The sequence below is a fragment of the Salifodinibacter halophilus genome, assembly GCA_012999515.1.
Classification (GTDB): domain Bacteria; phylum Pseudomonadota; class Gammaproteobacteria; order Nevskiales; family Salinisphaeraceae; genus Salifodinibacter; species Salifodinibacter halophilus.
This window is the reverse complement of sequence record JABEEB010000611.1, coordinates 1-243: the sequence shown is the minus strand read 5'-3', so window position 1 is coordinate 243 and position 243 is coordinate 1. Positions and strand designations below refer to the sequence as shown.

General features: G+C 67.1%; 1 protein-coding gene. It reads right to left on the bottom strand.

What is annotated here, in order from left to right; translation table 11 throughout:
- Positions 1-10: 10 nt before the first annotated feature.
- Positions 11-243, bottom strand: a 233-nt coding sequence (locus HKX41_13030) for an aspartate kinase (GenBank protein ID NNC25057.1), incomplete at its 5' end; no start/stop codon positions are given.

Sequence of the window (243 nt, the reverse complement as noted above, 5' to 3'; positions counted from 1 at the left end):
CTCCCCCAGATCATCCCTCGTTCTCGTGGGCGCGCACCCACAGTTCGCCGATCCGCGAGAGGGAGGTCCGATGGGCGTTCCCGCGCGACTCCTGTTCGACGTACCCCTTCCCTTCGGGGCCGAGTCGATCGACGTTGTAGATGACCTTCGAGCGGAAGCTGTCGGTGTACTCCTCACCGAGCTCGCCCGCGAGCGTCTCCGCGAGCTCGCTGACGCTCTCGAACTCGCCGTGGTCGCCGAGGG